This is a genomic window from Sphaerotilus sp., assembly GCF_034519685.1.
Lineage (GTDB): Bacteria > Pseudomonadota > Gammaproteobacteria > Burkholderiales > Burkholderiaceae_C > Sphaerotilus.
On the sequence record NZ_JAXHOF010000007.1, the window covers coordinates 83,325 to 109,728 of the forward strand.

General features: G+C 69.7%; 25 protein-coding genes and 2 pseudogenes. 13 read left to right on the forward strand and 14 right to left on the reverse strand.

Annotated elements, in window-relative coordinates; genetic code table 11:
* Positions 1 to 102 precede the first annotated feature (102 nt).
* The 4 genes and pseudogenes from U5O44_RS22245 to ppk2 all read right to left on the reverse strand — a co-directional run bounded on the left by U5O44_RS22245 (position 103) and on the right by ppk2 (position 6,692).
* A complete protein-coding gene (locus tag U5O44_RS22245) occupies positions 103 to 720 on the reverse strand; it encodes a response regulator transcription factor (protein ID WP_322590623.1) in 618 nt (205 codons plus the stop codon).
* Complete coding sequence (locus U5O44_RS22250; protein WP_322590624.1) at positions 704 to 2,656, reverse strand: PAS domain S-box protein; 1,953 nt, start codon at positions 2,654 to 2,656, stop codon at positions 704 to 706. The genes U5O44_RS22245 and U5O44_RS22250 overlap by 17 nt, the downstream gene beginning before the upstream one ends.
* Positions 2,643 to 5,537: a chemotaxis protein CheB gene (locus U5O44_RS22255; protein WP_322590625.1), complete on the reverse strand. Its 2,895-nt coding sequence runs from the start codon at positions 5,535 to 5,537 to the stop codon at positions 2,643 to 2,645. The genes U5O44_RS22250 and U5O44_RS22255 overlap by 14 nt, the downstream gene beginning before the upstream one ends.
* Positions 5,538 to 5,600: 63 nt before the next feature.
* A pseudogene (gene ppk2 / locus U5O44_RS22260) lies at positions 5,601 to 6,692 on the reverse strand (polyphosphate kinase 2).
* Positions 6,693 to 6,982: 290 nt separating this feature from the next.
* Here ppk2 and purT point away from each other — a divergent pair.
* Both purT and U5O44_RS22270 read left to right on the forward strand, forming a co-directional pair.
* Positions 6,983 to 8,182 (forward strand): annotated as a pseudogene (gene purT / locus U5O44_RS22265) (formate-dependent phosphoribosylglycinamide formyltransferase); the annotation flags it as partial.
* A 213-nt stretch (positions 8,183 to 8,395) separates the two neighbouring features.
* Complete coding sequence (locus U5O44_RS22270; RefSeq protein ID WP_322590769.1) at positions 8,396 to 9,127, forward strand: ProQ/FinO family protein; 732 nt, start codon at positions 8,396 to 8,398, stop codon at positions 9,125 to 9,127.
* Positions 9,128 to 9,157: 30 nt separating this feature from the next.
* Here U5O44_RS22270 and metK read toward each other — a convergent pair whose 3' ends face one another.
* Entirely contained in the window at positions 9,158 to 10,342 is a 1,185-nt protein-coding gene (metK, locus tag U5O44_RS22275) for a methionine adenosyltransferase (protein WP_322590626.1), read from the reverse strand.
* Positions 10,343 to 10,565: 223 nt separating this feature from the next.
* On the opposite strand from metK, the gene U5O44_RS22280 reads away from it, so the two are divergent.
* The 6 genes from U5O44_RS22280 to U5O44_RS22305 all read left to right on the forward strand — a co-directional run bounded on the left by U5O44_RS22280 (position 10,566) and on the right by U5O44_RS22305 (position 14,895).
* Positions 10,566 to 11,474 (forward strand): lysophospholipid acyltransferase family protein, encoded by a 909-nt coding sequence (locus U5O44_RS22280; RefSeq protein WP_473964716.1) that lies wholly within the window; start codon positions 10,566 to 10,568, stop codon positions 11,472 to 11,474.
* Positions 11,471 to 12,367, forward strand: coding sequence for an LpxL/LpxP family acyltransferase (locus tag U5O44_RS22285; protein WP_322590627.1), 897 nt, complete (start codon positions 11,471 to 11,473; stop codon positions 12,365 to 12,367). Before U5O44_RS22280 ends, U5O44_RS22285 begins: the two co-directional genes overlap by 4 nt.
* Before the next feature lie 32 nt (positions 12,368 to 12,399).
* Entirely contained in the window at positions 12,400 to 12,813 is a 414-nt protein-coding gene (gene mntA / locus U5O44_RS22290) for a type VII toxin-antitoxin system MntA family adenylyltransferase antitoxin (protein ID WP_322590628.1), read from the forward strand.
* A complete protein-coding gene (hepT, locus tag U5O44_RS22295; protein WP_322590629.1) occupies positions 12,803 to 13,243 on the forward strand; it encodes a type VII toxin-antitoxin system HepT family RNase toxin in 441 nt (146 codons plus the stop codon). The genes mntA and hepT overlap by 11 nt, the downstream gene beginning before the upstream one ends.
* Positions 13,240 to 14,121: a diaminopimelate epimerase gene (gene dapF, locus U5O44_RS22300; protein WP_322590630.1), complete on the forward strand. Its 882-nt coding sequence runs from the start codon at positions 13,240 to 13,242 to the stop codon at positions 14,119 to 14,121. Before hepT ends, dapF begins: the two co-directional genes overlap by 4 nt.
* A gap of 93 nt (positions 14,122 to 14,214) precedes the next feature.
* Complete coding sequence (locus U5O44_RS22305) at positions 14,215 to 14,895, forward strand: DUF484 family protein (protein WP_322590631.1); 681 nt, start codon at positions 14,215 to 14,217, stop codon at positions 14,893 to 14,895.
* Here the strand turns inward: U5O44_RS22305 and U5O44_RS22310 are convergent.
* Both U5O44_RS22310 and U5O44_RS22315 read right to left on the reverse strand, forming a co-directional pair.
* Complete coding sequence (locus U5O44_RS22310) at positions 14,867 to 15,829, reverse strand: esterase/lipase family protein (protein WP_322590632.1); 963 nt, start codon at positions 15,827 to 15,829, stop codon at positions 14,867 to 14,869. The genes U5O44_RS22305 and U5O44_RS22310 overlap by 29 nt on opposite strands.
* Positions 15,830 to 15,835: 6 nt before the next feature.
* On the reverse strand, positions 15,836 to 16,270 hold the full coding sequence (locus U5O44_RS22315) for an acyl-CoA thioesterase (RefSeq protein WP_322590633.1): 435 nt from the start codon (positions 16,268 to 16,270) through the stop codon (positions 15,836 to 15,838).
* 113 nt (positions 16,271 to 16,383) lie between these two features.
* Between U5O44_RS22315 and U5O44_RS22320 the strand changes: the two genes are divergently transcribed.
* Both U5O44_RS22320 and U5O44_RS22325 read left to right on the forward strand, forming a co-directional pair.
* On the forward strand, positions 16,384 to 17,187 hold the full coding sequence (locus tag U5O44_RS22320; RefSeq protein ID WP_322590634.1) for a YEATS-associated helix-containing protein: 804 nt from the start codon (positions 16,384 to 16,386) through the stop codon (positions 17,185 to 17,187).
* Between the two features lie 119 nt (positions 17,188 to 17,306).
* Positions 17,307 to 17,867, forward strand: coding sequence for a hypothetical protein (locus U5O44_RS22325; protein ID WP_322590635.1), 561 nt, complete (start codon positions 17,307 to 17,309; stop codon positions 17,865 to 17,867).
* A 26-nt stretch (positions 17,868 to 17,893) separates the two neighbouring features.
* Here the strand turns inward: U5O44_RS22325 and U5O44_RS22330 are convergent, their stop codons facing one another.
* Positions 17,894 to 18,568, reverse strand: a complete 675-nt coding sequence (locus tag U5O44_RS22330) for a DUF1045 domain-containing protein (protein ID WP_322590636.1) — start codon at positions 18,566 to 18,568, stop codon at positions 17,894 to 17,896.
* A gap of 180 nt (positions 18,569 to 18,748) precedes the next feature.
* Between U5O44_RS22330 and U5O44_RS22335 the strand changes: the two genes are divergently transcribed.
* Both U5O44_RS22335 and U5O44_RS22340 read left to right on the forward strand, forming a co-directional pair.
* On the forward strand, positions 18,749 to 19,891 hold the full coding sequence (locus U5O44_RS22335; protein ID WP_322590637.1) for an alpha-D-ribose 1-methylphosphonate 5-triphosphate diphosphatase: 1,143 nt from the start codon (positions 18,749 to 18,751) through the stop codon (positions 19,889 to 19,891).
* A 108-nt stretch (positions 19,892 to 19,999) separates the two neighbouring features.
* Complete coding sequence (locus U5O44_RS22340; protein ID WP_322590638.1) at positions 20,000 to 21,343, forward strand: DUF4397 domain-containing protein; 1,344 nt, start codon at positions 20,000 to 20,002, stop codon at positions 21,341 to 21,343.
* On the opposite strand, the gene gshB is transcribed toward U5O44_RS22340, so the two are convergent.
* The 5 genes from gshB to U5O44_RS22365 form a co-directional block, all read right to left on the reverse strand.
* Positions 21,330 to 22,298 carry a glutathione synthase gene (gshB, locus tag U5O44_RS22345; RefSeq protein WP_322590771.1) on the reverse strand — a complete coding sequence of 323 codons (969 nt, stop codon included), beginning with the start codon at positions 22,296 to 22,298 and terminating at the stop codon, positions 21,330 to 21,332. The genes U5O44_RS22340 and gshB overlap by 14 nt on opposite strands.
* Before the next feature lie 89 nt (positions 22,299 to 22,387).
* Complete coding sequence (locus U5O44_RS22350; protein WP_322590639.1) at positions 22,388 to 22,807, reverse strand: ExbD/TolR family protein; 420 nt, start codon at positions 22,805 to 22,807, stop codon at positions 22,388 to 22,390.
* Positions 22,788 to 23,489, reverse strand: a complete 702-nt coding sequence (locus U5O44_RS22355) for a MotA/TolQ/ExbB proton channel family protein (protein ID WP_322590640.1) — start codon at positions 23,487 to 23,489, stop codon at positions 22,788 to 22,790. The genes U5O44_RS22350 and U5O44_RS22355 overlap by 20 nt, the downstream gene beginning before the upstream one ends.
* Before the next feature lie 8 nt (positions 23,490 to 23,497).
* Complete coding sequence (gene dapB, locus U5O44_RS22360; RefSeq protein ID WP_322590641.1) at positions 23,498 to 24,337, reverse strand: 4-hydroxy-tetrahydrodipicolinate reductase; 840 nt, start codon at positions 24,335 to 24,337, stop codon at positions 23,498 to 23,500.
* On the reverse strand, positions 24,334 to 24,900 hold the full coding sequence (locus U5O44_RS22365) for an outer membrane protein assembly factor BamE (protein WP_322590642.1): 567 nt from the start codon (positions 24,898 to 24,900) through the stop codon (positions 24,334 to 24,336). The genes dapB and U5O44_RS22365 overlap by 4 nt, the downstream gene beginning before the upstream one ends.
* A gap of 90 nt (positions 24,901 to 24,990) precedes the next feature.
* Between U5O44_RS22365 and fur the strand changes: the two genes are divergently transcribed.
* A complete protein-coding gene (gene fur / locus U5O44_RS22370) occupies positions 24,991 to 25,422 on the forward strand; it encodes a ferric iron uptake transcriptional regulator (RefSeq protein ID WP_322590643.1) in 432 nt (143 codons plus the stop codon).
* A gap of 16 nt (positions 25,423 to 25,438) precedes the next feature.
* Here the strand turns inward: fur and hprK are convergent, their stop codons facing one another.
* On the reverse strand, positions 25,439 to 26,401 hold the full coding sequence (gene hprK, locus U5O44_RS22375; protein WP_322590644.1) for an HPr(Ser) kinase/phosphatase: 963 nt from the start codon (positions 26,399 to 26,401) through the stop codon (positions 25,439 to 25,441).
* Between the last annotated feature and the right edge of the window lie 3 nt (positions 26,402 to 26,404).

Below are 26,404 nucleotides of genomic sequence, written 5' to 3' on the forward strand. Positions count from 1 at the left end.
CTCCTCGCAACCTTCGGGATTTCTCACGGTTGACAGCTTTGAAGAGATTGTGAATTCGTGCCGACCCAGGGGCAATCCGTGCTGCCCGTGTCCCCTGCTGGGTTAACCCAGCAACGCGCCCCCCGCGTCCGGCGGATCCGCCCCCTGGAGCAGCCGGAAGATGTCGGCGACCTTGCGCACACCGAGCTTGCCCATCATGCGGCTGCGGTGCTGCTCGACCGTCTTGAGCGAGACCCCGAAGTCGGCAGCGATGACCTTGTTGGCCTTGCCCTCCATGACGGCGTCCAGCACCTCCCGCTCGCGCGGTGTCAGCGAAGCCAGCCGGCGCCGCACCTCGTCCGCCCCGTCGGCCCGGTCGCGAGCGGACTCGCGCCGCTGGATGGCGGTCTGGATCCAGTCGATCAGCACCTGCTCGTTGAAGGGTTTCTGCAGGAAATCGAGCGCCCCGGCCCGCATCGCGCGCACCGCCATCGGGATGTCGCCATGCCCGGAGATGAACAGGATGGGCACGTCGGCATGGCGCTCGTTGAGCTGCGCCTGCAGCTGCAGGCCGCTCATGCCCGGCATGCGCACATCGAGCAGCAGCACGTCGCAATCCGGTGCCAACGGGTCAGCCAGGAAGGCCGCGGCGTCTGCGTACGTGCTGACCCGCATGCCGAGCACCTCCAGCAGCATCTGCAGCGAGGTGCGCACCATCGCATCGTCATCGACGACGCACACGTGGGGTTTTGGCAGGGGCTGGGGCGACGGTGAGCGTGAGGATGGGGGCATGGGCCGTCTCCTGGGGTGTGGCGGCCGGTCCCGCCACGGGCAAGGTGAAATGGAAGACCGCACCACCCGCCGGATTGGCCTCGGCCCAGAGCCGGCCGTGGTGCGACTCGACGATCGAGCGGCAGATGGCCAACCCCATGCCCAGCCCGTCCGGCTTGGTGGACACGAAGGGGGTGTAGAGGTCCGCGACCAGGTGCGCCGGCAGGCCGATGCCGCTGTCGCGCACGCTGACCTGGATCTGCCCGGCGGTGTCCAGCGTGGTGCTGATCTCGATGCGCCGGGGCCGCTCGCGGGTGGGCAGGGTGGTGTGCATGGCGTCCAGCCCGTTGCGCACCAGGTTCAGCAGGAGCTGCTCCACCAGCACCCGGTCCACCCGCACCAGCGGCAGGCCCACCGTCAGGTCGAGGTCGATCACCGCCTCGGCGCGGCGGGCCTGGATGTCGGCCAGGCGCTGGAAGCCGGTGATCAGCTCGTTGATCGACACCGCTTCGGTGCGCAACTGGCCCTTGCGGATGAAGTTGTGGATGTGCTGCATGATCCGCCCGGCCCGCATGGCCTCGTCGGCGATCAGCTGCACCGCCCGCCGCAGCTCGGCCAGGTCACGCAGGCCCTCATGGTCGAGCCGGCGCAGCGCCGCGGCGCTGAAATTGCGGATCGACGTCAGCGGCTGGTTCAGCTCGTGGGCCAGCGCGGCGGCCATCTCGCCCATGCTGGTGACCCGCGCGGTGTGCTGCACCTGCTCGCGCCAGTGGGCGAGTTCCTCGGCCTGCTGCTTCTGCTGCTGCACATCGCGCACGCTGCCCAGCAGCCGCAGCGCACGCCCCGCCTCGTTGCGCTCCATGACTCGCCCGCGCAGCCAGAACCAGTGGTCGGCGCCCCCGCGCAGCCGCAGGCGCACCTCCGTGTCCACCAGCGCCGTCTCGCCCTTGATGTGGGCCAGCAGATCGCGGTCCAGACGCGCCCGGTCGCCGGGGTGGACCAGCGAATTCCAGTAGGTGGTGCCCGCGTCGGGCTGCGCCGGAGGGAATGCGCCGATCTGTTCGCTGAGCTGGCGAGAGACATGGAAATTCCCCCTCGCCAGATCCCACTCCCACAACGCGTCGCCGTGGCCTTCGAGGGCGAAGCGCCAGCGCGCTTCGCTGGCCTGCACGCGGTCCAACAGCGCCCGCTCCTCGGTGACGTCGCGCACGACCATCACCGCCTGCGCCTCGCCGGGCAGCCGCACGATCGACACGAACACGTCGGCCAGGAACAGCTCGCCGTCGCAGCGGCGGTGCCACTGGCCCGACACCTGCCAGCGGGCCGAGCGGAAATAGCGCCGGGCCATCCGCTCGTCCTGCAGCAGCCGGGCCACCGGCAGCCCGACCAGGGTCGCCTCCGAACCCCGGTACAGCGCCAGCGCCGCGTCATTGGCCGCCGCGACCATGCCACGGCGGTCGAGCAGCAGGATGGGAAACGGCGCAGCATGGAAGATCGCCCGGTAGCTGTCTTCGGCCGCCCGCAGCCGGCGCTCTTCCAGCTCCACCTCCGTGAGATCGCAGATGCGGAAATAGCCCTGCTCGTCGTTCTCGTCGTCCGCGGCATCCGCATCGCCCTCCAGCCAGTGGATGGTCATCTCCACCGGGAAGCGGCTGCCATCGGCGCGGCGGTGGTAGCGCAGCGGCACATGCTCGCGGTGGCGCGCGAAGATCTCGTCCACGGCAGACCGGTCGGTCACCAGGTCGTCGTAGCGCATCGTGCGCAGCACCTCGGCCGTCAGCCCGTAGACCCGCTCGGCCACCGGGCTGGCGCCGAGGATGGCGTGGTCGGCGTGCCGCACGACCAGCACCACATCCCGCGAGATCGCCAGCAGCGCCCCCACCCGGGCGGATTCAGCGGCCGGCACTGCCCAGCTCACCCGCCAGCCGGCTGATGTCCACCAGCTTGGTGCACACCGCCGTGATCACGCCGTCGTCCGACATCATCGGAAACCGCAGCGCGATGAAATGCACCGACGCCCCGCCGATGGGCAGCGCCTCGCGGATCTCGGACGCCTCGCCCGTGCGCAGCACGTCCAGGTCGCGCTCCCGGAAGGTCCGCGCGATCTCGGGCGGGAACACCTGCTGGTCGGTCTTGCCCAGGATGTCGCCAGCCCCCAGCCCCGTCATCCGGCGCAGCATCTGCTCGAAGCGCGGGTTGACGAACTCGTAGCGACCGGACGTGTCCTTCACCGAGATGAGCGTGGTGGAGAAGGTCATGATCGACATCAGCCGCTGCTCCTTGTCGCGCAGCTCGCGCTGGACCTCGAACAGCGGCGTCTCGTCGAGCAGGCTGAGCACGCAGCCGCGCACATCGCCCTGCGCCGTCATCCGGGGCGAGGCGCGCAGCAGGTAATGGCAGCCGCCCTCGGTGAGCTGGCGCTCCAGCGGCCGGCGGGTGCGGATCACCTCGTCGATCGACACCAGCACCGCGTTCAGCCGGTGCCCGGCGAGCACGTCGCGCAGGCTGTCGCCGACCCGCGCCGGCGACAGGCCGAACAGCCGGGCCGCCGTGTCGTTGTAGCGCAGCAGGCGCTGCTGCTCGCCCGCCACGACGATCGCGTAGTCCACGCTGCTCTGGATGCTCTCCAGGTCGGCGTTGGCGTCGCCCAGCTCGGCCGACTTGATCTGCAGCTCCTCGTTGACAGTGGTCAGCTCCTCGTTGGTGGACTGCAGTTCCTCATTGGCGGCTTGCAGTTCCTCGTTGGCAGCCTGCAGCTCCTCGTTCGAGGCCTGCATCTCCTCGTTGAGCGCCTGGGTTTCCTCATTGGAGGTCTCCAGCTCCTCGATCACCGTCTGCAGGTGTTCCCGGGTGGCGATCAGCTCGTCTTCGAGATCCTTGGTGACCAGGCCGGGCAGCAGGTCGACGTGCTCGGGGCGCGCCGCGTCCGGCACCGTCACCGGCTCGAATGCGATCAGCAGCAGCGGCTCGACCTCCACCCCGGGAATCGGATGCACCGCGATGCGGAAGGCGCCGGGCGACTTGTCGTGGTCATGCTGGCGGCCATACACGGCGGCGCGCTTGTGCTGCGCCTGGTGCACCAGCGTCTGCACCTCGGTCCGAAGCTCCTTGCGAATGAGCGCGAGCAGGTTGAAATCGACCCGCCCCACCGGCAGCCCCAGGTAGTCGCTCACATCGCCGAAGACGTGCAGCAGCTCCATCTGCGCATTGATGAGCACGCTCGGCGGCACATAGGCCGACGACGCCGCCGACAGGAAGCGCTCCTCCAGCGTGCGCGGCTTGGCCGGCACCACGCTGCGGTGCGGCGGCGCGGCGTCCATCATCAGCGACACGACCGTGGACTTGCTGACCGGCGCGTCGCGGCGGCGGAAGATGCGCTGGTCGCGGTGGACCGTGTCGAACAGGTTGTCGCGCTGGTAGGTGCTCTCCGACTTGCCGAGGAACAGCAGCCCGGCCGGGGCCAGCGCGTAGTGGAAGATGTCGAGCACCCGCTCCTGCAGCGAGTTCTGGAAGTAGATCAGCAGGTTGCGGCAGGACACCAGGTCCAGGCGCAGGAACGGCGGATCCTGCACCACGTTCTGCCGCGCGAAGACCACCATCTCGCGCAGCTCCTTGCTGATCTCGTAGGTGTCGCCGTGCGGCTTGAAGTAGCGCGCCACCAGACCGGGATCGACACCGGCCAGGCTGGCCTCGGAGTAGTGGCCCCGCCGGGCGATGTTCATCGCGGCCTGGTCGATGTCGGTGGCGAAGAGCTGGATCTTGAAGTCATGGCGCCCGGCCCCCAGCAGCTCCGACAGCAGGATGGCGATCGAGTACACCTCCTCGCCCGTGGCACAGCCCGGCACCCAGATGCGCACCTCGTCGCCGATGCGCTTGGTCGCCAGCCGCTCCTCCAGTGCGCGGCGCAGCGCCACGAAGGCCTCGCCGTCGCGGAAGAACGAGGTCACCGAGATCAGGATGTCCTTGCAGAGCTGGCCGAGTTCATCCGGGTTCTTGCGGGTCAGCGCGATGTACTCGTCCAGCGAGGCCACCCGGTTGGCGGCCATGCGGCGCAGGATGCGGCGCCAGACGGTCGTCTCCTTGTAGCCCGAGAAATCGACCTTGGTGTAGCGGTGGACCTTGGCCAGCAGCGTCTTGAGCGTGGCGGGGCTGTTCTGGCCCTGGTGCGGCGGCTGGATCAGGCCGTGGGTGCGCACGATGCCGGCGATCTCGCGGGCGATGTCGGCCGGGGCCAGCACCCAGTCCACGCAGTCGGTGTCGATCGCGGCCTGCGGCATGCCGGCGTATTTGGCGGTGGACGGATCCTGCGCGAACGTCAGCCCGCCGCTGGCCTTGACCGCGCGCAGCCCCGAGGCGCCGTCCGAGCCTGTGCCCGACAACACCACGCCGATCACGCCCTCGCCCCGCGCCTCGGCCAGCGAGTACAGGAACGTGTTGACCGAGGGCTTGGGCAGCACCTCCTGCGCCGGCGCGATCAGCAGGAAACGGTCGTCCCGGAACTCCAGGTTGCGGTTCGGTGGCGTGGTGTAGATCGCGTTGGGCTCGGGCACCATGCCGTCCTCGATCTCGCGCACCACCATCGCCGTCTCGCGCCCGAGCAGCTGCGCCAGCATGCTGCGGTAGGTCGGCGAGAGGTGCTGCAGGATCACATACGGCACGTTCAGGTCGGTCGGCAGGTGGGCGATGAGCGACGACAGCGCCTCCAGCCCCCCGGCGGACGCCCCGATCGCGACGATGAAGTGACGGCGAAGCTCGGCCGGCGGCAACTCGGCAGCAGGGTCGGTCATGGTCTGTTGTCTCCTTGCGGAGATTGTAGGAACAGACGCTCGCGACGTACCCACGCTGCGAGATCAACCGGCTTGTGCAGGTGCGATCTGATCGTCCAGCACGCTCGACACCAGCGACGGCCGCCCGACGACCAGCGGATCGGTCGGCCCGATGACGGTGACATCCTTCTTCGTGTAGGGCAGCCGGTGCAGCACATAGCGCATCGCGTTGAGCCGCGCGCGCTTCTTGCAATCCGACTTGATCACCATCCACGGGCAGTCCGAGGTGTCGGTGTGCAGGAACATGCCCTCCTTGGCGCGGGTGTAGTCGTCCCATTTGTCGAGCGAGGCCAGGTCGATCGGGCTGAGCTTCCACTGCTTGAGCGGGTGGCCCTGGCGCTCCTTGAAGCGGCGGCGCTGCTCCTCGCGGCTGACCGAGAACCAGAACTTGAAGATGTGGATGCCGCTGCGCACCAGGTTGCGCTCGAACTCGGGCGCCTCGCGCATGAACTGGTCGTACTGCGCATCGGTGCAGAAGCCCATCACCCGCTCGACCCCGGCGCGGTTGTACCAGGACCGGTCGAACAGCACGATCTCGCCGCGTGTGGGCAGGTGCTGCACATAGCGCTGGAAATACCACTGACCGCTCTCGACCTCGCTGGGCTTTTCCAGCGCGACGACACGGGCACCGCGCGGGTTGAGGTGCTCCATGAAGCGCTTGATCGTGCCGCCCTTGCCGGCGGCGTCGCGGCCCTCGAACAGGATGATCACCCGCGCGCCGGTCTCCTTCACCCAGGCCTGCAGCTTGAGCAGCTCGACCTGCAGCCGGTACTTCTGCTTTTCATAGCTCTTGCGCGACAGCAGGTGGCGGTAGGGATAGGCCCCTTCGCGCCAGCCGGCCGACAGCTCCAGATCGGGGTTCACCCCCGGCCCCGTGCCCGTGCCCTGTTCACGGCCCAGCAGCGTGCGGCGCAGCGCCGCCATGTCGTCGGGCGAAGCGCCATCGATCAGCGCCTGCAGCTGCGACCGCCACTCGTCGCCACCCTAGCCCCGCGCATGGCGCGCCAGCACATCGGTCACCGCCATCGCCTGCACCGCGCGGGCCGCCTCGATCGCCGCGCCGACCTCGTAGGACTCCATGCGCGCGGCCGTGATCGGCGCGGACTTGTCGGTCATCTCGACCGGCGCCGCCAAGGCGGTCTTGCGCGGGGCGCGGCGCCGGGGAGTCGCGGGCACGGCAGGGAAAGCGGCGATCTGGGTAGCGGTGGTGGCCTTGGCAGCTTTGGCGGCGGTCTTGGCGGTCTTGGCGGTCATGAACACTCCTCGGGCAAATGCCTTGTTCGATGACAACATGATGAAAACAGGGCGCGCCGCCGTCCTTGCGCCCTGTCAATTCCGAACCGAATGACGTCCGCCATCCGGACTGGTGCCAGCGACAATCATGGATTGTTCAGCCAAACACCACCATGCACCCCATCGGCACCCCGCTCTCCCCGAACGCCACCCGCGTCATGCTGCTGGGCAGCGGCGAACTCGGCAAGGAAGTCCTGATCGCGCTGCAACGCCTGGGCGTCGAGACGATCGCCGTCGACCGCTACGACCATGCCCCCGGTCAGCAGGTCGCGCACCACGCCCGCACGATCGCGATGAGCGACCCCGAGGCGCTGCGGGCGCTGATCGAGGCCGAGCGGCCGGACTTCGTCGTGCCCGAGATCGAGGCCATCGCCACGCCGACGCTCGAAGCGCTGGAAGCGGAAGGCGTCGTGCGCGTCATCCCGACCGCCCGCGCCGCCCGGCTGACGATGGACCGAGAAGGCATCCGCCGCCTGGCCGCCGAGACGCTCGGCCTGCCGACCAGCCCGTACCAGTTCTGCGATTCGCTCGACGAGCTGCAGGCCGCGATCGACGGCGGCATTGGCTACCCCTGCGTCGTCAAGCCAGTGATGAGCAGCTCCGGCAAGGGCCAGAGCAAGCTCGACGGCCCCGCCGATGTCGCCAAAGCCTGGGACCACGCGATGGCGGGCGGCCGGGTCAGCCACGGGCGGGTCATCGTCGAGGGCTTCATCGACTTCGACTACGAGATCACCCTGCTCACCGTGCGCGCCCTCGGGGCGGATGGACAGGTGGAAACGCATTTCTGCGACCCGATCGGCCATGTCCAGGTCAGCGGCGACTATGTGGAAAGCTGGCAGCCGCACCCGATGCACCCCGCCGCGCTGGAGGAATCCCGCCGCATCGCCCAGGCCGTCACGGACAACCTCGGCGGCCAGGGCCTGTTCGGCGTGGAGCTGTTCGTCAAGGGGGCGCAGGTCTGGTTCAGCGAGGTCAGCCCGCGCCCGCACGACACCGGCATGGTCACGATGATCACCCAGTGGCAGAACGAGTTCGAGCTGCACGCCCGCGCCATCCTCGGCCTGCCGGTGAGCACCGCGCTGAAGAGCCCGGGCGCCAGCGCGGTCATCTACGGTGGCGTCGAGGCGGCCGGCATCGTGTTCGACGGCGTGGACGAGGCGCTGCGCGTGCCGAACGCCGAGATCCGCCTGTTCGGCAAGCCGGAGAGCTTCGTCAAGCGCCGCATGGGTGTGGCGCTGGTGCATGACGCGAACGTGGAGACGGCGCGGGTGCAGGCCAAGCTGGCGGCGTCGAAGGTGCGGCCACGGGCGGCGAAAACGGCGAGCGGCCACAATGGAGCCCTTTTCTGTTCCAGCGACCCCCTCCCCATGTCCACGTCCGACACCCCGATCGTCCCTGAAGAGTCTGCACAGCCCGCTGCCGAGTCCATCGCCGAACCTGCGGCGCAGGCCGCTGTCGAGCCCGTGGCGGAGACGGTCGCGCAGGCCGCCGTGGTCGAGGCACCGGCCACGCCCAAGGCGCCCGAGATGACCCCGGCGGAATGCGCCCGCCAGCTCAAGGAACGCTTCCCGGCCCTGTTCGCCGGCCAGGTGGTCAAGCCGCTGAAGCTGCGCATCCAGGCCGACATCAAGGAGCGCGCACCGGGCGTGTTCACCAAGGCGGTGATGTCGGCGTTCCTGCGGCGCCACACCGGCACGACCGCCTACCTGATCGCGCTGACCAAGGCCGAGCACCGCGTCGACCTCGACGGCCAGCCCGCCGGCGAGATCACCGACGAACACCGCCAGGTCGCCCAGGAAGAGCTGGACCGCCGCCGCGCCGTCCACCAAGAGCGCCGCGCCAAGGAGGCCGAAGCCGAACGCGCCCACCGCGACAAGGCCCGCGCCGAAGAACGTGCCGCCCAGGCCCAGCAGCGCGAAGAGCAGGAACTGCAGGAGGTCAAGCGCCGCAACCGCGCCCAGCTGCTGCGCGACTTCGAGAAGACCACGCTGACGCGGGCGAACTTCTGCGTGCTGAAGGGGCTGCCGGAGTCGGATCTGGACCGGGTGCTGGAGATTGCGCGCAAGGAAGCGGCGGAGTGGGTGTCCCAACAGCCATCGATAGCCGAGCGCAGTAGTCCGAGGCCCCCACACCCCGGCGCACCAAGTGGGCGTCGTGAGCGCCCCCAGTCGCCGCGCGATGACAGTGGCCGGCCGCCGCGCCGAGGCGACGCCAGCGGAAATGAAGGCGGGCTGCAGCGCCGCCCGCCCAAGCGTTGATCGGAACGCTCGCTGGGGCGCAAGGCGGGGTTAACGCCCCGCCGCCGCCCGCAGCGCCGCCGCCTTGTCCGTCCGCTCCCACGTGAACTCCGGCTCCTCCCGCCCGAAGTGCCCATACGCGGCGGTCTTCGTGTAGATCGGCCGCAGCAGGTCCAGCATCTGGATGATCCCGCGCGGGCGCAGGTCGAAGAACTCGTTGACCAGCGCGGCGATCTGCGCGTCCGGGATCACGCCCGTGCCTTCGGTGTAGACCGTCACGTTCATCGGCCGCGCCACGCCGATCGCGTACGCCACCTGGATCTGGCACTGCTTGGCCAGCCCCGCCGCGACGATGTTCTTGGCCACATAGCGCGCCGCATACGCCGCCGAGCGGTCCACCTTGGTCGGATCCTTGCCCGAGAACGCCCCGCCGCCGTGCGGGCAGGCGCCGCCGTAGGTGTCCACGATGATCTTGCGGCCGGTCAGCCCGCAGTCGCCTTGCGGACCACCGATGACGAAGCGCCCGGTCGGGTTGATGAGGAACTTGGTGTCCGCGGTGATCCATTCCTTCGGCAGCACCGGCTTGATCAGCTCCTCGCGGATCGCCTCGATGAACGACGGCTTCATCGTCGTCTGCGTCTCGCTCTGGTCCGGGTCGTGCTGGGTCGAGAGCACCACCGTGTCGATCGAGTGCGGCTTGCCATCGACATAGCGCATCGTCACCTGGCCCTTGGCGTCCGGGCGCAGGAAGGGCATGCGGCCGTCCTTGCGCAACTGCGCCTGGCGCTCCACCAGCCGGTGGGCGTAGTAGATCGGCGCGGGCATCAGCTCCGGCGTCTCGTCGCAGGCGTAGCCGAACATCAGGCCCTGGTCACCGGCGCCGGTGTTCAGGTGGTCGTCTGACGCATGGTCCACGCCTTGGGCGATGTCGTTCGACTGCTTGTCGTAGGCCACCAGCACCGCGCAGCCCTTGTAGTCGATGCCGTACTCGGTGTTGTCGTAGCCGATGCGCTTGATGGTGTCGCGGGCGACCTGGATGTAGTCGACGTGCGCGTTCGTCGTGATCTCGCCCGCCAGCACCACGAGGCCCGTGTTGCACAGCGTCTCGGCGGCGACCCGGCTGCGCGGATCCTGCTCGAAGATCGCGTCGAGGATCGCGTCCGAGATCTGGTCCGCGACCTTGTCGGGGTGACCTTCCGAGACGGATTCGGATGTGAAGAGGAAATCGTTCGCCACTTATAAACTCCTGAAGTCGGACAAGCTGATCGGGGCGTGTCGCCGTGCTATTCGGGAGCCTGCGGCGAACGCTTTAGCGGTTTGGTTCAACTTCAGCCCATCTCAATGAGAAAACTGAAAGAAGCGTGCCTGAATCGACTCTCTGGTGTCGGCCCCGGCCCGTCGCCCCGCAAGTTGTTCCTTAACTCGGCGATCTTTCAATTCTAGCCCTGCCTTCTGCCACGTGATTTCAACCCTGTTCCGAGTGGGCGCACGCACGCCCCTGCCCCTGCTGCACGCCATCGGCGCGCTGCTGGGCTGGCTTGCCTACCTCGGCTCGCCGACCTACCGCCGCCGCCTGCGCGCCAACGTGCAGCAGGCCGGCCTGCCGTGGGTGGCCGCGCGGCCGGCGATCGCCTCGGCCGGGCGCATGGTGGCGGAGCTGCCCTGGCTGTGGAGCCGCGGGCCGCAGGAGCGGCTGGGCGACCTCGTCCGCTGGGAGGGCGCCGAGTTGCTGGAGGCCACGCTGGCCGAGCGCCGCGGGCTGGTGCTGCTCACGCCGCACCTCGGCTGCTTCGAGATCATCGGCCAGGCCTATGCCGAGCGCTTTGGCGCCCGGCAGCCGATGACCGCGCTCTACCGCCCAGCGCGCAAGGCGTGGCTGCGCGATCTGGTGGCGCAGTCGCGCAACCGGCCGGGGCTGGAGACGGCGCCGGCCACGCTCGCCGGCGTGCGCCAGATGATCCGCGCGCTGCGCCAGGGCGGCACGATCGGCCTGCTGCCGGACCAGGTGCCGCCCGAGGGCATGGGCGTGTGGGCGCCGTTCTTCGGCCGCGAGGCCTACACGATGACGCTGGCGACCCGGCTGGTGGCGCAGACCGGCGCCGACTGGCTGCTGCTGAGCTGCGAGCGGCTGCCAGCGGGGCGGGGCTTCGTGATCCGTGTGCAGCCGCCCGCCGAGCCGCTGCCCGAGGCCCGCGCGGAGCCGGACCCCGACCGGCTGGCGGCGCTGGGCGCTGGCGTGGTCAACCGTGCGATGGAAACCTTGATCCGCCAGAATCCCGGCCAATACCTCTGGGGCTACCACCGCTACAAGGCGCCCCGCCCGATCGACACCCCGGCCCCGAAGCCAACGCCGACCGACGCCACATGAAATCGTTTCTCTCCCGCGCAGGCGCCCATGCGGTGCTGGCCCTGCTGTGGCTGCTGCACTGGCTGCCGATGGGCGCGCAGCACCGGCTTGGCCTGGGGCTGGGCGCGCTGCTGTGGAAATTCGGCAAATCGCGTCGGCGCATCGCGCTGCGCAACCTCGAACTGTGCCTGCCCGAGATGCCGCTCGCCGAACGCGAGGCCATCGCCCGCGCCCACTTCGGCTGGCTGGGCCGCAGCTTCCTGGAGCGCGGCGTGCTCTGGTACGCCTCACGCGAGCGGCTGCAGCGGCTGATCCACGTCGAAGGCGACGTGAAGCTCGCCGAGCGCAGCGACCGCCCGGTGATGTGGCTGGTGCCGCATTTCCTGGCGCTGGACGCGGTCGGCATCGGCCTGCTGCTCAACCAGACCCGCCACGCCGGCTCGATCTACCAGGCCCAGACCAACCCCGTCTTCGATGCCGCCGTGCGCCGTGGCCGGCTGCGTTTCGGCGGGGTCGAGGTCTATGCGCGGCAGGAAGGCGCGCGGGCGCTGATGCGGGCGATCAAGCGCGGAGATGCGTTCTTCAACCTGCCGGACATGGACTTCGGCGCGCGGGACGCGGCGTTCGTGCCCTTCTTCGGCGTGCCGGCGGCGACGCTGCTGGCGCCGTCGCGCATGGCGCACCTGCTGAACATGACCGTGCAGCCGGTGGTGGGCGAGATGCTGCCGGGCGGTGCGGGCTGGCGCCTGCGCGTGCTCGACCCGTGGCCGGATTTCCCCACGGCGGACGCCGAAGCCGACACGGCGCGCATCAACCTCTGGATCGAGGAGGAGGTGCGCAAGCTGCCGGCGCAGTACCTGTGGGTGCACAAGCGGTTCAAGACGCGGCCTCCTGGGGAGGCGGGGTTGTATTGATCTCTCCGTGCCGGCATGCCATTGTCCACACCATGACAACGCCCCTGCTCATCCCGTCCGAGGTGCTGGTCGACCGGCTGCGACAGGCGCTGCCCACGCTGATGGCGGTCTATGCCTTCGGCAGCCAAGTCCAAGGCACGGCTGGTCCCGACAGCGATCTGGATCTGGCCGTGCTCCTGCCGGGCTACGCCGATCCGGTCATGCTGTGGGCACTGGCGGGGGATCTGGGCGATGTCGCGGGGTGTCCGGTGGATCTGGTCGATCTGCGCGCCGCCTCGACCGTCCTGCAGCACCAGGTGCTGACACTCGGACAACGCTGGTGGGCGCGTGACGCACAGGCGGACATGTGGGAGACCTCGATGCTCACGGACAAGCTGCACCTGGACAGCGCCCGCGCCTCGCTGCTCGCCGACATCGTCCGGGAGGGCCGCGTCCATGCCCGATGACGTGCTGCTCAACAAGGCCGCGACGATCGAGCGTTGCGTGGCCCGCGCCCAACATGAGTACCAGCGCGACCCGGGCACCTTTGCCACCGACTACACCCGCCAGGACGCCGCGATCCTCAACGTGCAGCGCGCCTGCGAAGCCGCGCTCGACATGGGCCAGCACCTCATCCGGCGCGAGCGCCTGGGTGTGCCGCAGAGTTCGCGGGACGTGTTCGAACTGCTCGGCCGCGCCGGCTGGATCGAGGCGGAACTGGCCGCCGATCTCAAGCGCATGGTCGGGTTCCGCAACGTCGCGGTGCATGACTACCAGGCGCTGCAACTGCCGATCACGGTGGCGGTGATCACACAGCATCTGGGGGAGTTTCTGCGGTACACGGAGGCGTTGCTGCGCAAGGACGGGCGTGATGGCGGCGCGATAATTCCCCCATGACCCCCCGCCCGCCCCTCCCCTTCACCAAGATGCACGGCCTCGGCAACGACTTCGTCGTGCTGGACGCCACCCGCGCGCCGCTCGACCTGAGCACAGCCGACCTGCGCTTCCTCGGCGACCGCCGCTTCGGCATCGGCGCCGACCAGATCCTGGTCGTCGAGCCGGCCCGCGCCGCCGACGCCGACTTCCGCTACCGGATCTTCAACGGCGCCACCGGCGAGGAGGTCGAGCACTGCGGCAATGGCGCTCGCTGCTTCCTGCGCTATGTGCGCGACCACGGGCTGACGGACCGCGACATGGTGCGGGTCGAGACGATGAACAACCGCATCGTGCTGGAGATGACGCCGGACGGCCGCGTCACCGTGGACATGAACCAGCCGGTCTTCGCGCCCGCGCAGATCCCGTTCGACCCCAGCGGGCTCGTGCCCCGCAAGCTCAACGGCTTCGAACTCTGGCCGCTGGCGAACGCGGCCGACCCCGCCCAGGTGGTCGAGATCGCGGCCGTGTCGATGGGCAATCCGCATGCGGTGCAGCGCGTCGAGGATGTGGACACCGCGCCGGTCGCCACGGTCGGCCCGTGGGTCGAGGCGCACGCCAGCTTTGCGCGCAAGGTGAATGCCGGCTTCCTGCAGGTCGTCGACCGCGGGCATGTCCGGCTGCGCGTGTACGAACGCGGCGCGGGCGAGACGCTGGCCTGCGGGACCGGGGCCTGCGCCGCGGTGGTCGCGGGCATCCGACTGGGCTGGCTCGACCCGGTGGTCGACGTCGAGACCCGGGGCGGACGGCTCACCATCGCCTGGGACGGCCTCGGCCACAGCGTGCGCATGACCGGGCCGGCCGTGACGGTGTTCGAAGGCACCGTGGCGTTCCCGGACTGAGTTTTCCGGATCGCTGGATTGCGGTGATGAAGGCAGGTGCCTGACCGGCTTTTCCAAGACATCACCGCAAACCCCTGCGCTACCCTGCTGCCCATGAGCACGCAGGGCCTCTCCGAAATCGACATCGCCAGTTATCTGGCGCGCACGCCAGGCTTTTTCGAGCGCCACGCGGAATTGCTGGCGCATGTCGAGCTGGCCAATCCACACGGCGCGCGGGCCGTGTCCCTGCAGCAGCGGCAGATGGACATGCTGCGCGAGCGCATCCGCGGCATGGAGCGCCGGCTGATGGACATGATCCGCCACGGCCAGGAAAACGCCGCCCTGACCGACCGGCTGCACCAGTGGGTCTGCGCGCTGATGCAGGTGACCGAACCGCGCGAGATTCCCGACATGCTGGTGGTCGATCTGCAGGAGCAGTTCCGCATTCCGCAAGTGGCGATGCGGCTCTGGGATGTGGCCCCGGCCTATGCCGGCGAGCCGGTCGCGCAGAGTGTCGGGGCGGATCTGCGCCGCTTCGCTTCCAGCCTGCGCACACCGTACTGCGGCGCCAACACCACCTTCGAGGCGGTGCGCTGGCTCGGCCATCCTTCGGCCGTGGCGTCGCTGGCGCTGCTGCCGCTGCGGCGCAGCTACTCGGGGCCAGCCTTCGGCATGCTGGTGCTGGGGTCGCCCGACCCGACGCGCTACACGCCCGAGATGGGCACCGACATCCTGATGCGCATCAGCGAACTCGCCAGCGCCGCCGTCACGCGGCTGCTGCCTCTGTCGGACTGAGCGGACTGGCCCGCAAGGCCAGCGCCAGCGCGAAGACCGCCGCATCGTCCAGCAGATCCTGGTGCCCACGCCCTGGCCGCTGGACCGAGGCGGCGCCCTCCAGCACCGCGCAGCACGGCGGAAACACCACGTTGTCGCACGCACTCCAGACGCAGGTGAAACGCGCCCGCCAGGCCGGCGACTCGCTGGCGGCCAGTGCCTGCAACCACGGGCTGTCCTGGCGCATCTGCACGGCATTGGGCTGGCGGCCGAAGCGGGCCAGCCAGGTGCCCCGGTGCGGGGTGCCGATCGTCAGGACATGGTGGACACGGGCCTCCACCGCCTCCGCCGACTCGCCCCGCGCCAGACGCGACCGCCGCCACGCCCGCAGCACCACGCCGCCCATGCTGTGGCAGACCACCAGCGGCGCCTGTCCCGTCGCACGCTGGAGTCGCGCCAGCGCGGCGTCGATCTGCTCGGCATAGTCGTCGATCGAGCCGAACACCGGCTCCAGGCTCACCCCGACAAAGGGCACACCCTGCACCTGCAGCCGGGGATACCAGGCGTTCCAGAAGCCGCGGTTGCACAGGTAACCATGGACCAGCAGCACCCCGCGCCCGCCCGGCGCAAGACCCGGTGCCGCCGGCAGCATGTCGGGCCAGCGCGTGCTGGCAAACGGCATCTCCCAGCCGAACACCCGGCTTGACTGCCGCACCTCGCGCGCCCAGGCCCGCAGCCGCAGCCCCGGACCGGGCCGAGGCGCTGGATCGTTGCCATGGGCACCGGCGGCCAGCGCCTGCTCCAAACCGAGCGCCAGCGCGTTCAGGCCGAGCAGCGCCAGCACCGGCCCGAACGCGCCCCACGGCCCCAGCCCTTGCCGCCAGGACCAGCCCAGCCAGCCGGCCGCTGCCAGCGTCAACGCCAGCCCGAGCCGCTGCAACAGACGCGCCAGCATCCCGCGTCAGGTCGGGCGCACCAGCCGCGCCAGCGCTGCGCGGATCGACGCCGGGATGGCGACCGGGCGCTGCGTCGCGGTGTCCACGAACACATGCACCATGCGGCCGACCGCGCAGGCGTCCGGCTCGCCCGGCTTGAACAGGCCAGTCTCGTAGGTCACCGAGGAATTGCCGAGCTTGACCACCGCCACGCCGATGTCCACCTCGCCCGGGTAGGCGACCGGGGCGAAGAAGTCGCATTCGGAGCGCACGATGAAGCCGACCACATCGCCGCGGTGGATGTCGAGCTGGCCCTCGGCGATGAGGTAGGCGTTGATGACGCTGTCGAAGTACTGGTAGTAGATGGCGTTGTTGACATGGCCGTAGCGGTCGTTGTCGGTCCAGCGGGTGGTGACGCGGTGGTGGTGGGGGAAGTCGGCGGAGGTGGGGCGGGTAGTCATGGGGGGATTTTCTGCCCACGCCCTGAACTGGACAAATCTGCCCCCAAGGGCCTACGCTGTCACGCAGGCACACCAGCGCCGTCGAGCGCACACGACACCCGGGGGAACCACACATGCCAACCGATCTTCTGACCATCACCTTGGTCATGCTCGCCGCCGGCGCCGTCGGCGGTCTGGTGAACTGCTTCCTGTCCGACGCGCCCAGGTCGACGCAGCTGGCCTGGTGGAAACACATCGTCATCGGCATCACGGCGTCGTTCATGGTGCCGCTGTTCCTGACGATGATCTCGGCCGACCTGATCGACAAGATCCGCGGCACGGCGGGTCAGCCAGGCAATCCGGTGCTGCTGCTGAACCTGGCGGGGTTCTGCCTGGTGGCCTCGGTGTCGTCGCGGGCATTCATTGGCTCGCTGACGGAGCGGCTGATGCGCGAGGTGCGGGACGCCCGCGCACAGGCCGAGACCGCCACCGCCACCGCCGAGCAGGCCCGCCAGCGCGCAGCAGACGCCACCGAAGCCGCGCTGACGGCCCAGTCCGATGCCGAGACGGCACAGGCGCTGGCTCGGGCGCAGGTGGACGAGGAGGCCAGCACCGACCTGCCCACCACAACCACCGCCGCCGTCGCTTCACAGCGCCAGCGCTCCGGCCCGCCGCCAGGCGCCGGTCTGGCAGCCACCGCTCCCGTGCTGGCGCAGGAGAAGCTGGTGCTGCTGGCCTTGACCGAGGGCGGGGCCGCGCTGCGCACGGTGGCCGGCCTTGCGCAAGACAGCCGGCTCGACGAGGCCACCGTGCTGACCGTGCTCGGCCATCTGCAGCAGAAGGCCTGGGCGCTGCCGCTGGCGGGCAGCGATGGTCAGCCGCGCTGGTTCGCCACCGCCGCGGGCAGGGCACAGACCCGGGTGGCCCAGCCCGCCTGACGCCGGGTGTCTGACGGGCGGCTGAGCAAGGGCCAGGTGACACAGGTCACAGAGGGAACTGGCGGGCACCTCTACAGTCCGACCTGACTTCCTTGACTTCAGGCCACGCGCCCACACCCATGCACAAGACCCCCACACGCCTCGCCACCGCCCTCGCCCTGACCCTGGCCGCGCTGACCGCCCCGGCGGTCCACGCCGCCGACGGCTGGCAGTGGCTGCCCATCCTCAACGACCCCGCCTGGAAGCCCGAGGCCTCGCTGGCCCTGACCGGCAGCCGCGTCGGCCCCGGCACCGGCCCGAACGCCAACGGCTGGGGCCTCGACCTGAACTTCAACTGCGGCCTGTTGCAGACCCCCGACAAGCGCATCCGCAGCCACCTGAACTTCACGCACACGAGCAAGAACGGCACGTCGGTGAATGCGTTCGAGCTGTCGCCGCGCTACACGCTGCCGCTGGGCGATGGCCTGTCCGCAGGTGTCGGCCCGAGCCTGGGCGCGTTCCAGGTGAGCACGCCCGGCACCGACCGCACGCTGTTCGGCGTGGGCGCAGCAGCGGGCATGAACTACCGGGCCGGGATGCTCTACACCGGCTTCGACATCCGCTACCACGCCACCACGTCGCGCAGCGGCGTCGACCATGACCCGCTGACCTTCGGCGCCAAGGTCGGCATCAACTTCTGATCGGCAGGACGCCGGGGGGCTGCGGTTCAGCCCTTGAACGGATAGCGCCGCAGCAGCTGCATCGGCGCCCCGGCGCTGGGCTCCACATACAGGCTCAGCGCATCACAGCGCCACGGCCGCTCCAGCGCCGGCGAGAAGAAGGTGCGCGCCAGTTCGAGCCAGACCTGGCGCTCGCCGTCATCGAGCACCGAATCGCTGAGCGTGCAGTGGAAGCGCCAGCAGTCCAGCACATGCGGATACCCCCAGCGCGCCAGCAGCTCGGCTTCCCGGGCACCGAGCGGATGGCGGCTCTGCAGGCGCTGCAGGTCGGCGGCGGTCAGCGGATCGCGGAAGCCGTCGAACTCGCGCACGCAGGTGTCGGCAAGCACATGCAGAGGATGGGCAGGGTCGAGTGGTGCCGCCGCCTGCAGCACGATGAAGTCGGTGAGGGCCCCCACCTCCAGCGCAGGCATGTCGAAGGACTGCAGGCGCTGGCTCAGGGCACACAGCGCCGCGTGCAGACCCTGGACCGATGCCCCCTCGGCCAGCCGCATGGGCGGCTTGAGCGTGGCATGGAAACCGTAGCGCCATGGCGTGGCCCGCCGCGAGGGCGGCGAGGGCGCAAGGTCGCTGGACGGGTCACGGCCCAGCCAGGTGCATCCGGCTTGCCACAGGGGGTGGTCGGCGGGCGGGGTGAGATAAATCGCGTATCGGGCGCTCATGAAGAAAAATCGGCGGGCTTTCGGCTGTGGCGTAGCCTACAGGGTTCCGGGTGGTTTCGTGCAGTCCGGCACACCAAGATTTCCAGTTGCAGCGCCGGGACCAGCATGGGCGCATGAGCGGACACCCCCCTTGTGAACACTGCACATCAGGGATCAAGCTGCCGGGTGCAAACTCACGCCATGCAACAAGAACAGGTGATGACCCAGGCACGGCTGGTGCTGCCAGGGGAGGTGGTGACCGGCACGGTGGTCGTTCGGGGTGGCCGGATCGCCGCGCTGGACCTTGGACGGTCGGCGCTGCCCTCGGCCGTGGATCTGGAGGGCGACTTCCTCGTGCCGGGGCTGGTGGAGCTGCACACGGACAACCTGGAGCGCCACGCCATGCCGCGCCCCAAGGTGCGTTTCCCGATGTGGGGCGCCGTGCAGGCCCACGATGCCGAGGTGGCCTGCGCCGGCATCACGACGGTGTTCGACGCGATTGGCGTGGGCGATCCCTACCACCAGGGGTTCCGGGCGCAGGACCAGAGCGAGCTGCTGCCGGTGCTGGACGCGCTGGAGTCGGCCGGCGTGCTGCGCGCCGACCACCACATCCACGCCCGCTGCGAGTTGCCTGCATCCAACGCGCGTGCCTTGTTCGAGCCCTTCGCCCACCACCCTCGGCTCGGCCTGGTCTCGCTGATGGACCACACGCCGGGCCAGCGCCAGTGGTCCGACCTGGACCACGCCCGCATCTACTACACCGGCAAGAAGGGCTGGACCGATGCGCAGTTCGACCACGAAGTGCAGCTCGCCCCCGCCCGCCAGCGCGACCATGCCGGCCCGAACCGCGACTGGTTCGCCGCCTACGCCCGCGCCACCGGCATCGCACTGGCCTCGCACGACGACACCACGGCCGCCCATGTCGACGAGGCCCACCACCTCGGCGCGGTCATCAGCGAATTCCCCACCACGCTGGACGCCGCCCGCCGCGCCCACAGCCGCGGCCTGCTGACACTCGCAGGCGCGCCCAACGTGCTGCGCGGCACCTCGCACGCGGGCAATGTGGCCGCGGTGACGCTGGTGCGCGAGGGGGTGCTGGATGGGCTGTCGTCGGACTATCTGCCGGCCAGCCTGCTGGCGGCCGCGTGGCAGCTGGCGGACGAGGGCCTGCTCGACCTGCCCGCCGCAATCCGGCTGGTCACGCTGCAGCCGGCCCGTGCGGTCGGGCTGGCCGACCGGGGGGCGCTCGCCCCAGGCCTGCGGGCGGATCTGGTGCGGGTGCGCCTGGTGGCCGGGCATCCGGTGGTGCGCGAAGTCTGGAACGCGGGGCGCCGCGTGGTCTGACCACGGCCCGGCCCAAGGGCGCAGGCCACTTGACAAGCGCCACCGGGAAACCGAAGGTAGCGGCCGGTCCATCCGCCGCTTTCGCCGCACCCACAGGGAACCCCGTCCATGCTGCATTCGCCACTGTCCCGTCGCCTCTGGGCCCTGCGCACCGCCGCCGGCCTGCTCCTGCTGGGCAGTCTGCTCGGTGGCTGCGGCACCAAGGAAGATCCCGATGACAACGACAGTGGCAGCAGCAACACAGCCACCGTGCGCGTCGTCAACGCCACCACGCAGCGCACAGCGGTCGACCTGCTGATCGACGAGCAGCTACGCGAGACCGCCATCGCGCGCGACGCCGCCAGCGCCACCTACCGCGTCAGCGCCAGCAGCCACACCATCGCGCTGACCAACAGCAGCGGCACCACGCTCACCGACGTGTCCACCACCACGTACACCGCGGGCAGCAGCACCACGCTGGTGGCCTGGACGGGCGACAACAACACGGTCAAGTACCTCAGCCTGAACGACCTGGAGGCCGCACCCGCCAGCGGCCGCACCAAGCTGCGCGTGTTCCACGCCGCCCGTGACGCCGGCACGCTCGACGTGCACCTCACCCCCGCCACCGAGACGCTGGGCGACGCCCCGCTGCTCGGCAACGTCACACCGGGCAATGGCAGCACGGGTTTCTCGACCGTCAACGCCGGCAGCCACCGCCTGCGTGTCCTGAGGGCTGGCAGCGTGCTGGACAGCGATGTGCGACTCGACACCACGCTGACACTGCCCAGTGCCGGCGTCGCCGCGCTCGTGATCACGCCCAGCAGCGGGGGGGTGCTGACCCACGCGCTGCTGCTGCAACCGGACAAGGCGGTCACGGCGCTGACCAACAAGCAGGCCAGGGTCCGGGTCGTCAGCGCCCTGCCAAGCAACCAGGCCGTGACGGCTTCGTTCAACAGCACGACCCTGCCCCTCCTGGGCAGCTCACCCGCCGTGGGCGGCTACACCCTGGTGCCCGCCGGAACCTCCGCGCCGCAGCTCACCGTCAGCGGCACCACCCTCACCACCGAGCCCTGGACGGCCGCAGCGGGCAGCGACAACACCCTCTTCGTCTGGGGCACGGTCGCCGCTGCGCAGCTCAAGGTCTTCAGTGACGACAACCGCCTGCCCACCAGCGCCAGCGCCAGCCGCATCCGCCTGCTGCACGGGCTGGGTGATGTGGTGGCCGAGCTTGGACTCGACGTGGCGGGCTCCCGGGCCACCAACGCCAGCCAAGGGGCGTTCTCGGCCGTGGCCCAGGTGTCGGCCGCGACGGACACCACCGTGTCGGTGACCCAGCCCACCACCGCCACCAGCGTCTACCAGCTCACCGGCAAGACGCTCGACGCGGGCGCGGTCTACAGCGTGTTCCTGCTCGGCGACAGTCGGCAGACCACCGGCAACGGCCTCCTCAGCACGGTGGTCAAGGAGCGCTGAGGTGGGCCGCCACGGCGGCTTCGAGCGCATCGACGAACACGGCGGCCACATCGAAGCCCGTCTGCTGCTGGATCTCCTGGAAGCAGGTCGGGCTGGTGACGTTGATCTCGGTGACACAGTCGCCGATCACGTCCAGGCCGATCAGCAGCAGGCCGCGCGCCGCCAGCAACGGCCCGAGCGTCTCGGCGATCTCGCGGTCACGCGCCGACAGCGGCTGCGCGACGCCCTTGCCGCCAGCCGCCAGGTTGCCGCGCACCTCCGAGCCCTGCGGAATGCGCGCCAGACAGAACGGCACGGGCACGCCGCCGATGATCAGGATGCGCTTGTCGCCGTGGACGATCTCGGGCAGGAAGCGCTGCACCATCACCGTCGTGCTGCCGTCCTTGGTCAGCGTCTCGATGATGGAGCCGAGGTTCATGCCGTCCGGGCCGACCCGGAAGATGCCCATGCCGCCCATGCCGTCGAGCGGCTTGAGGATGATGTCGCCGTGCTCGGCGTGGAAGGCACGCACGGCCTCGGCCTCGCGCGTGACCAGCGTCGGGCCGATCCACTCGGGGAATTCGAGGATGGCGAGCTTTTCCGGGTGGTCGCGCAGCGCGGAGGGCTTGTTGAAGACGCGGGCACCGTCGCGCTCGGCCTGCTGCAGCAGGTGGGTGGCGTAGATGTACTCGGCGTCGAACGGCGGATCCTTGCGCATCAGCACCGCGTCGGTGTCGGCCAGCGCGACCTCGCCCTCGGCGACCACGGCGAACCAGTCCGCCTGCTCGCGCCCGGTGAGGATGACCGTGCGGCAGCGGCGCGCCACGACCCGGCTGCCGCGCACCCAGACGAGGTCGCGCGGCTCGCAGACCTGCAGCGTGTGGCCGCGGCGCGCCGCCTCGCGCATCATCGCGAAGGTGGTGTCCTTGTAGGTCTTGAAGGACTCGATCGGGTCGGCGACGAACAGCAGCTTCATGGTGGTCATGGGCCGCCCTGCGGCCCGGCAGTCAGTGGGTGGCGCAGTGTTGCACAGCCCCGGTGACCCTGCCGGCTGCGTCGGTCCCGTCAGGTCGGCTCGGTGATGAAAGCGATGCGGCTCAGCCCCGCCTGCTGCAACTGCCCGATCAGCTCGGCCACGCGCCCGTAGGGCACCGCCTTGTCCGCCCGCAGCATCACCTCGGGTCGCTCGCCACCACGGCGCTCGATGTCTTTCAGCCGCTCGGCAAAGGCGGGGGGGTCGAGCCGCTCCTCGCCCCAGTAGAGCGCACCGTTGGCCTGCAGACCGAGGCTGATCGCGGCAGGAGCCTGCTCGGTGGGAACAGCCCCGTCGGCCTTGGGCAGGTCGAGCTTCAGGCTGGAGGTCATCAGCGGCGCCGTGATCATGAAGATCACCAGCAGCACCAGCATCACGTCGATCAGCGGCGTCATGTTGATGTCGCTGATCGGCGCCTCGGCCTTGCGGCGTTCAAGGCGCCCGAAGGCCATCGCCCTGCTCCCACGGGTTCTTCGGACTCTTCGGGTTCTGCTTGCCCAGCGCCATCTCACGCAGGTCGTGCGCGAAGCCTTCGAGGTCGGCCTCGCAGGCGCTGACCCACTGGCCGAACACGTTGTAGGCCAGCACCGCCGGGATCGCCACTGCCAGCCCTGCGGCCGTCATGATGAGCGCCTCGCCCACCGGCCCGGCCACCTGGTCGATGCTGATCGAGCCGGTGGCCGAGATGCCGATCAGGGCGTGGTAGATGCCCCAGACGGTGCCGAACAGGCCGACGAATGGCGACGTGCTGCCGACCGAGGCGAGCAGCACCTGACCGGTCTGCAGCTGCCCGAGCACGCGGTGCAGCGCGTCGCGCAGCAGGCGGGTCAGGCGCGATTCGGCGTCGCTGCCAGCGTCGAGCGTACCGGGGGCGGTCGGCTGGAGCAGCGCGTCGAGCATCGGCAGCAGCACCTGCTCGCGGTCCAGCGCGGCGAGCTGCGTACGACCGGTCGCCACATCCGGCGCCGACCAGAACACCGGCACCGCCCGCGCCAGATCGCGCCGCGCCCGCGTCAGCATCCACGATTTCCACAGGATCAGCACCCAGGCCGACACCGACATCGCCAGCAACAGCACCGCGACCGTGCGCGAAACGCCGTCGCCCGCCGACCAGATCCGCGCCAGGCCGTCCATGTCGCGGGTCAGCCCAGGCCGAGCACGTCGTCCATGCCGTACAGCCCGCTGGCCTTGCCGGCCAGGAAGCGCACGGCGCGCAGGCTGCCCTGCGCATAGGTCGCGCGGCTGCTGGACTTGTGGGTGATCTCGATGCGCTCGCCGATGCCGGCGAACAGCACGGTGTGGTCGCCGACCACGTCGCCGCCGCGTACGGTGGCGAAGCCGATCGTGCTCGGGTCGCGTTCGCCAGTGACACCTTCGCGGCCGTAGACCGCGCAGTCCTTCAGGTCACGGCCGAGGGCGTTCGCGACGACCTCGCCCATCTTCAGCGCCGTGCCGCTCGGCGCGTCGACCTTGAAGCGGTGGTGGGCCTCGATGATCTCGATGTCGTAGCCCTCGTTCAGCGCCCGCGCGGCCATGTCCAGCAGGCGCAGCACGACATTGACGCCGACGCTCATGTTCGGCGCCATCATGATCGACACGTCGGCCGCCGCAGCGGCGATCTCGGCCTTCTGCTCGGCGCTGAAACCGGTCGTGCCGATGACGAGCTTGACGCCCAGTGCGCGGCAGACGGCCAAGTGCGCCATCGTGCCCTCGGGGCGGGTGAAGTCGATCAGGCAGTCGGCGTCCTGCAGGCCGGCGCGCAGGTCGGCGGTGATCGCCACGCCGCTGGCCTGGCCCAGGAACGCCGAGGCGTCCTGGCCGATCGCGGGGCTGTCGGCGCGGTCAAGGGCGCCGGCGAGGACGCAGTCGTCCGCCGCCATGACGGCTTCGATGAGCATGTGGCCCATGCGGCCGGTGCAGCCGGCGATGGCGACGCGCAGGGGCGCGGGTGCGGCAAGGGCGGTAGAGGCGGGAGCGTTCATCGGGCAGTGGTTTCCAGCGGGGGATAGGAGCGGGCCGGGCCGCTGGCCGCAGTCTGCGGCGTCTGGGCAGCGCGGCTGGGCGCAGGCAGGGGAATGGCCCGCAGCTGCGACTCGTCGAGTTCGAGGACCGTCTTGCGCGCCGGCGGTTTGCTCGCGTCGATCGCAGCGACGAATTCACGCTCGGTCGGCACCGCATCAGCCTCGAAGCGCGAGACCCGGTCGTTCTCGAAGAAGACCGTCACACGCCGCTGCTGCGGCGCGGTGCCCTGGCGGCGGATGGTGAAGACATAGTCCCAGCGGTTGGCGTGGAACACGTCCGTCAGCAGCGGCGCGCCGAGCAGCGTGCGCACCTGGTCGCTCGACAGACCGGGGCGCAGCTGGGCCACCATGTCCTGTGTGACGACATTGCCCTGAACGACTTCCATGCGGTAAGGCGTGACGAGACCGAGCAGCGAGCCGTCGGAGGACACCGTCGAACACCCGGTCAGCACGGCGGTAGCCAGCAGCAGGGCTGTGGCACTGCGCAAGGGAACGTGGGAGGGAAAGCGGGTCGGAGCAGCCATGTGGTTTTGGTGTTGGACACCGCCTGGAGCGGCACATCCCGATATGATCCGGCCATTCTAGCGAGCCACACCAGCCGAACAGGCATTGCCATGACGAACGCGGAAGAACTGAAAAGCTCAGGCCTCAAGGCCACCCTGCCGCGCATCAAGATCCTCGAGATTTTCCAGCGTTCCCTGCAGCGGCACATGACGGCCGAGGATGTGTACAAGGTGCTGCTGCTCGAAGGTGCCGACATCGGGCTGGCCACGGTCTACCGCGTGCTGATGCAGTTCGAGCAGGCCGGCCTGCTCAGCCGCAACCACTTCGAGAGCGGCAAGTCGGTGTTCGAACTCAACGAAGGCGAACACCATGACCATCTCGTCTGCCTGGACTGTGGCCATGTCGAGGAGTTCTTCGATCCGCAGATCGAGGCCTGCCAGCGCACCATCGCGCAGGAACGCGGCTTCACGCTGCAGGAACACACACTGGCACTCTACGCGCACTGCACCAAGCAGGTCTGTCCGCACCGGGCAGTGAAGTAGCCGGGATCCGGCGGCGTCAGAGACCGGGTTCGCCGCGGTCCATCAGGTCGCGGTGGCGCTTGACGAATTCCTTGTAGGTATCGATGCCGCGCAACTGCAGCACCGTGTTGCGCACCGCCGCCTCCACCAGCACCGCCAGGTTGCGCCCGGCATCCACCGCGATGATGACCTTGCGCACCGGCATGCCGAGAATGTCCTCGTACAGCGGCTCATAGGGCAGGCGCTCGAAATCGCGCTCCAGCGTTTCCTTGCGCACCATGTGGACAATCAGCTTCAGGCGCATCTTCCGCCGCACCGCGGTCTCGCCGAAGATGGCCTTGATGTCGAGCAGACCGATGCCGCGCACTTCCAGCAAGTTGCGCAGCAGCTCCGGGCAACGCGCCTCGATCGCCGACTGCGACACGCGGAACAGGTCGACCACATCGTCGGCCACCAGCCCGTGCCCGCGCGAGATCAGCTCCAGCCCCAGCTCACTCTTGCCCAGGCCGGATTCGCCCGTGAGCAGCACCCCCAGACCGAGGATGTCCATGAACACGCCGTGGCGTGACGTGCGCTCGGCGAAGTGCTGGCCGAGGTAGCCACGCAGCACGTCGATGACGTGCCCCGCCGACTCGCGGGTGCAGAACAACGGGATCTCGGCCCGCTCGCACATCGCCACCAGCCGGTCCGGCGGCGTGCAGCCATCGGCGACCACCACCACCGGCGGCTCCAGTGCAACGATGCGCGAGATGCGCCGCTCCTGGGCTTCGGTTTCGTCGGCCCCGGCCAGATAGGCCACTTCGCGCCGACCGACGATCTGGACACGGTAGGGGTGGATGTAATTGAGATACCCGACCAGGTCCGCTGCCGACTGTGCATCGCGCACGGCCACCTCGTCGAAGCGGCGTTCGGGGTGCTCGTGCCCAGCGATCCACTCCCACTTCAGCATGCCGCGGTGGGCATCGAACAGCGCCTCCGCGCTGATGACAGTCGGTTTCACTTC

What these genes read in the sequence shown, in the direction of transcription:
- U5O44_RS22255 (WP_322590625.1), bottom strand. Translation starts at nt 5,537, where the DNA reads ATGACCGACCCTGCTGCCGAGTTGCCGCCGGCCGAGCTTCGCCGTCAC.
- U5O44_RS22270 (WP_322590769.1), top strand. Translation starts at nt 8,396, where the DNA reads ATGACCCCGGCGGAATGCGCCCGCCAGCTCAAGGAACGCTTCCCGGCC.
- U5O44_RS22285 (WP_322590627.1), top strand. Translation starts at nt 11,471, where the DNA reads ATGAAATCGTTTCTCTCCCGCGCAGGCGCCCATGCGGTGCTGGCCCTG.
- mntA (WP_322590628.1), top strand. Translation starts at nt 12,400, where the DNA reads ATGACAACGCCCCTGCTCATCCCGTCCGAGGTGCTGGTCGACCGGCTG.
- hepT (WP_322590629.1), top strand. Translation starts at nt 12,803, where the DNA reads ATGCCCGATGACGTGCTGCTCAACAAGGCCGCGACGATCGAGCGTTGC.
- dapF (WP_322590630.1), top strand. Translation starts at nt 13,240, where the DNA reads ATGACCCCCCGCCCGCCCCTCCCCTTCACCAAGATGCACGGCCTCGGC.
- U5O44_RS22305 (WP_322590631.1), top strand. Translation starts at nt 14,215, where the DNA reads ATGAGCACGCAGGGCCTCTCCGAAATCGACATCGCCAGTTATCTGGCG.
- U5O44_RS22310 (WP_322590632.1), bottom strand. Translation starts at nt 15,829, where the DNA reads ATGCTGGCGCGTCTGTTGCAGCGGCTCGGGCTGGCGTTGACGCTGGCA.
- U5O44_RS22315 (WP_322590633.1), bottom strand. Translation starts at nt 16,270, where the DNA reads ATGACTACCCGCCCCACCTCCGCCGACTTCCCCCACCACCACCGCGTC.
- U5O44_RS22320 (WP_322590634.1), top strand. Translation starts at nt 16,384, where the DNA reads ATGCCAACCGATCTTCTGACCATCACCTTGGTCATGCTCGCCGCCGGC.
- U5O44_RS22325 (WP_322590635.1), top strand. Translation starts at nt 17,307, where the DNA reads ATGCACAAGACCCCCACACGCCTCGCCACCGCCCTCGCCCTGACCCTG.
- U5O44_RS22330 (WP_322590636.1), bottom strand. Translation starts at nt 18,568, where the DNA reads ATGAGCGCCCGATACGCGATTTATCTCACCCCGCCCGCCGACCACCCC.
- U5O44_RS22335 (WP_322590637.1), top strand. Translation starts at nt 18,749, where the DNA reads ATGCAACAAGAACAGGTGATGACCCAGGCACGGCTGGTGCTGCCAGGG.
- U5O44_RS22340 (WP_322590638.1), top strand. Translation starts at nt 20,000, where the DNA reads ATGCTGCATTCGCCACTGTCCCGTCGCCTCTGGGCCCTGCGCACCGCC.
- gshB (WP_322590771.1), bottom strand. Translation starts at nt 22,298, where the DNA reads ATGAAGCTGCTGTTCGTCGCCGACCCGATCGAGTCCTTCAAGACCTAC.
- U5O44_RS22350 (WP_322590639.1), bottom strand. Translation starts at nt 22,807, where the DNA reads ATGGCCTTCGGGCGCCTTGAACGCCGCAAGGCCGAGGCGCCGATCAGC.
- U5O44_RS22355 (WP_322590640.1), bottom strand. Translation starts at nt 23,489, where the DNA reads ATGGACGGCCTGGCGCGGATCTGGTCGGCGGGCGACGGCGTTTCGCGC.
- dapB (WP_322590641.1), bottom strand. Translation starts at nt 24,337, where the DNA reads ATGAACGCTCCCGCCTCTACCGCCCTTGCCGCACCCGCGCCCCTGCGC.
- U5O44_RS22365 (WP_322590642.1), bottom strand. Translation starts at nt 24,900, where the DNA reads ATGGCTGCTCCGACCCGCTTTCCCTCCCACGTTCCCTTGCGCAGTGCC.
- fur (WP_322590643.1), top strand. Translation starts at nt 24,991, where the DNA reads ATGACGAACGCGGAAGAACTGAAAAGCTCAGGCCTCAAGGCCACCCTG.